We start from the raw sequence: 4,090 nt of genomic DNA, 5'->3' as shown, positions 1-4,090 counted from the left end.
CTGGGCGGACTGGGCGTCCTGCTCATGGTGGCGGGCCACCTGGTCACCGGGCGCCTCGTGCGCGCCGCTACAGCGGAAAGCGACATCGTCGATGAGGCCCTCGTCCTGGACCTGGCGGCCGCGGCGCTGAGCGCCGGCGCCTCCGTGCCCGCAGTGCTCACTTCTCTGGGGCAGGCCCTGGGAGAGGAGAGCGCCGGCGTCGTGGGCCGGGCCCTATTGCTGGGCGCCCCTTGGGAGGAGGCCTGGGAGGCGCCCGACGACGAGCGCTGGAGACGACGGCGCACCCGCCTGGAGGCCTGTCTGCGCCCCGGTTGGGAGGACGGGGCCTCACCGGCCGCCCTCCTGGCGGCGACGGCGGCGGGTCTGCGCGCAGGCAGACACGCCCGCGACGAGGAGGCTGCCGAGCGCCTCGCGGTCCGCCTCGTCCTGCCGCTGGGCGCTTTCCACCTGCCGGCCTTCGTCATCCTGGGGATCGCCCCGGTCGTCGCCTCGGTGGGCATGGGCGTGCTGGCCGGCTGAGGGCGGGTGCCCGCCCATCGCGAGGGCATCGGGTTCCCACGGCGCCCGGGTAGGCCGGTCGCCTTAGGGGAGGTGGGCAGCACTCCCCTGAAGCGGCCCGATCTGATCGGCTCGGGTGCGCGGACCCCCGCTGTCCTGGCACGATGGAGCCATGGCACTGTCGAAGAAGCTCCTGAGCCGCGACGAGGTCGTGGTGCGGCACATGCACACCCACATCAAGGTCCTCCTGTGGCGGTTCGTCGTCGAGATCCTCCTGCTTGTGGTCGGCGTCATCGCCTCGGTCCTGGCGCCTGCCGACTGGCAGCCCTGGGGCATCTTGGCGATCTGGGTGGTGATCCTCGTCGTGAGCATCCCTCTGCTGCTCGTGCCGTGGCTGCAGTGGTACATGCGCACCTTCACGGTCACCACTAAGCGCATCATCACCCGCTCCGGCATCATCAGCCGCGTCGGCCACGACCTGCCCCTGACCCGCATCTCCGACATCCAGCTCGACAAGGACGTCACCGACCGGCTCTTCGGCTGCGGGACGCTCGCCCTGCAGACCTCCGCGGACGATCCTCTCCTCCTGCACGACGTCCCCCATGTCGAGATGGTCCAGGTCGAGATCTCCAACCTGATCTTCGACGACACCCAGGGCGCCATCGACGCCGACCCCCGCAGCTGATCGGCACTGGCGCGTAGACACGAAAGAGCGGCGGCCGCCCGCTCCCAATGAGGAGCCGGCGGCCGCCGTCGTTATCGCGTCGAGTTCGGGGCCGGGTCAGTCGAGGGTCTCGACGACGCTGATCGCCTGGGCCACGCCGGTCAGGGTGGCGGCGATCCGCACGGCCTCCCAGACCTGCTCGGTGCTCAGGCCCTCGCCGCGCACCGTGGCCTCGTGGGCGGTCACGCACTTCTCGCAGCCGTTGATGGTGGACACCGCCAGGCTCCACAGCTCGAAGTCGACCTTCTCCACGCCGCCGGAGGTGCCAATGATGTTCATGCGCAGGCCCATACGCTCGTTGTCGTAGGCCGAGCCCAGGAAATGGCGCGTACGGTAGGCGACATTGTTCATCGCCATGATGGAGGCGGCGCCCAGGGCGGCGCTGACGGCCTCCTCGGACAGGTGGGAGCGGGCGTCCTCCATGACCTGGACCAGGACGGACTCGTTGCGGGTGGCGGCGGCCGCGGCCACGAAGGTGCCCCACTGCTGCTGCTCGGTCAGTGAGGAGGAGCGGGACAGGGTGGACAGGTTCAAGGAGAGGTCCTTGGCCCACTCGGGCAGGGCGGAGCGCAGGTTGTCGATGCTCATGTCTTCTCGTTTCTTCGTGCGGGTGCGGGGAATGGAAGCGGTAGCGGCTCGGGCCGCTCAGCTCATCTGCCCCAGGGCGTCGATGGTGGCGGCTCCGGCCTGCCAGTTGCAGGCGCACAGCTCGTCGGACTGGAGGGCATCGAGCTGGCGCAGGACCTCCTCGGTGTTACGGCCCACGGAGTCGGCGGTCACCGAGACGGACTGGATGACGTTGTGGGGGTCGATGATGAAGGTGGCGCGGTCGGCCTCGCCGGTGGCGCGCTTGATGCCCAGGGCCTCGGTGAGCTCGCGGTTCAGGTCGCTGGCCATGGGGAAGGGCAGGTCCTGGAGCTTGTCATGGCTACGGCGCCAGGCGTAGTGGGTGTACTCGTTGTCCACGGAAACGCCCACCACCTCGCAGTCGCGGTCCTTGAAGTCCTGGTAGAGATCGCCGAAAGCGGCGATCTCGGTGGGGCACACGAAGGTGAAGTCCTTGGGCCAGAAGAAGACGACGCGCCAAGTTCCGGCGGGCACCTGCGAGGAGACGGTGGTGAAGTAGTCCTCGGGCTTGTTGGCCTCAACCTCCTTGAGGTTGCCGGGGACGACGGCGGTGAGCTCGTAGGCGGGGAACTGGTCTCCGATGGAGAGAACGGCCATGGGGTGCCTCCTGAATCATGCGAATCGCGGTGGGGTGTGGTGCGAGCCGATGCGGGCCTGCGGCGACCCTCGCGGCGCCGGCGCCGGGCGGCTCCGTCGGTCCAACCGTAAGCCGAGAAGCACATAGGCGCAACTAAAACTCATCCTATGTTTAAGAAGGAATACCTTATTTGATGTCGTCTCGGTGACGCCCCTTCAACCAGGATGACGTGCCCCGACCGCAGTCGTCTACAACGGAACGCGGTCCCCGCGCGGACAGGACGTCCCCGGCCGGGACCAGTGCGGTCCGGCCCCGGATGCTCATCTCCTGGTGAGGGCCCCGAGTGGAATGAGCCACCTCCTACCGGTGTTGCTCCGACCATCCGGTCCCGGCCGAGCCGTCGGCGCGCGCCCGGCCGACGCAAGCGGCTCGCCCATGCGACCTCGACCGGCGTCGTCGAGCCGTCCGGGCCGGACCCGCCCACAGCCGCACACCAGGTCAGGAGAAGCCATGAGCCCTCGTCTCAACCGCATCAGCGTCCTCGAGCAGGTCCCGATCTTCGAGGGAGGCGACGTCCGCCGGACCCTGGAGGACCTCGCCATCCTGGGGCGCGGCCTGGAGGAGTCCGGATATCACCGGTTCTGGCTCGCCGAGCACCACAGCACCGGCGCCTTCCTGTCCTCGGCGCCAGACCTGCTCATGATGCACGTCCTGGACGCCACCGGGCGCATCCGCGTGGGCTCGGGCGGCGTCATGGCCATGCACTACGGGTCGCTGCAGATGGCCGAGCGCTTCGCCACCTTGGCCGCCCTGCATCCGGGGCGCGTCGACATGGGGCTCGGCCGCGCCCCCGGCGGCGACATGCGCGCGGCGGGAGCCCTCAACCAGGGCCGCGTCATCGACCCCGACGCCATCAACACCCTCATCGAGGAGACGGTCGCCCTCCTGCGCGACGACCTGCCGGTCTCCCATCACTACGCCTCCATCGAGGTCCGGCCCCGCCCGGCTCAGATGCCGGAGGTCTGGCTCCTGGGCTCCTCGGGCCAGTCGGCCGCCTGGGCCGGCGCCCACGATCTCAACTACGCCTACGCCCAGTTCTTCACCGGCCGCCAGCAGGTCGAGATCATGGACCACTATCGCGCCCACCTCCCCGAGAACCCGGGAGCGCTCCCCGACAGCGCGTCCCACGGCGGTGCCCACGCCGGTATTCATGGCGGACGGACCCTCTCCGCCCTGTGTGTCAGCGCCGCCGCCACCCGCGAGGAGGCCCACGAGCAGGCCCTCGTGGCCGCTGACGCCCGCTTCAGCCTGCGCACCGGCCGCCCCATGCGCTTCCGCGACCCGGCCACCCTCGATGCTGCCTACCGCGCCGAGGTCGAGCGCTACCTCGAACGCGACACCGCCATCATCGTGGGCGCTTACGACGAGGTTGCCCAGGCCCTGTCCGCCTTCGCCGAGAACCACGGCACCGAGGAGGTCATGCTCGTCAGCTACATCGACGACGTCGAGGTCAAGGTTCGCCAGTACGCCGAGTTGGCCTCTCGCCTCCTGTGAGGAGTCGCCCAGGAGCTGGGGCGGGCGTGTCCGAGGGAGCGTGGGAGCGCTCCGCCCTGTCCCTCAGCGCCCCCGCGTCTCTCCCGGCGCCATCCCGAGGGGCCGGACCC

The 4,090-nt window shown here is 69.9% G+C and carries 5 protein-coding genes; 3 read left to right on the top strand and 2 right to left on the bottom strand.

Annotated features, from left to right (window positions below; translation table 11 throughout):
* On the top strand, positions 1-519 hold a 519-nt coding region (locus tag HMPREF0975_RS12120; protein WP_156808290.1), incomplete at its 5' end, for a type II secretion system F family protein.
* Between the two features lie 151 nt (positions 520-670).
* Positions 671-1,183: a PH domain-containing protein gene (locus HMPREF0975_RS12115; RefSeq protein WP_009234474.1), complete on the top strand. Its 513-nt coding sequence runs from the start codon at positions 671-673 to the stop codon at positions 1,181-1,183.
* Positions 1,184-1,279: 96 nt separating this feature from the next.
* Here HMPREF0975_RS12115 and HMPREF0975_RS12110 read toward each other — a convergent pair whose 3' ends face one another.
* Positions 1,280-1,810 (bottom strand): carboxymuconolactone decarboxylase family protein, encoded by a 531-nt coding sequence (locus HMPREF0975_RS12110; protein ID WP_009234473.1) that lies wholly within the window; start codon positions 1,808-1,810, stop codon positions 1,280-1,282.
* Between the two features lie 57 nt (positions 1,811-1,867).
* Complete coding sequence (locus tag HMPREF0975_RS12105; protein WP_009234472.1) at positions 1,868-2,446, bottom strand: peroxiredoxin; 579 nt, start codon at positions 2,444-2,446, stop codon at positions 1,868-1,870.
* 490 nt (positions 2,447-2,936) lie between these two features.
* Between HMPREF0975_RS12105 and HMPREF0975_RS12100 the strand changes: the two genes are divergently transcribed.
* Positions 2,937-3,980 carry an MsnO8 family LLM class oxidoreductase gene (locus HMPREF0975_RS12100; RefSeq protein WP_009234471.1) on the top strand — a complete coding sequence of 348 codons (1,044 nt, stop codon included), beginning with the start codon at positions 2,937-2,939 and terminating at the stop codon, positions 3,978-3,980.
* Positions 3,981-4,090 lie beyond the last annotated feature (110 nt).

It is taken from the genome of Actinomyces sp. oral taxon 849 str. F0330, assembly GCF_000239715.1.
Lineage (GTDB): Bacteria > Actinomycetota > Actinomycetes > Actinomycetales > Actinomycetaceae > Actinomyces > Actinomyces johnsonii.
The sequence above is the reverse complement of the archived record's forward strand: the minus strand, read 5'-3'. Positions and strand labels throughout refer to the sequence as shown.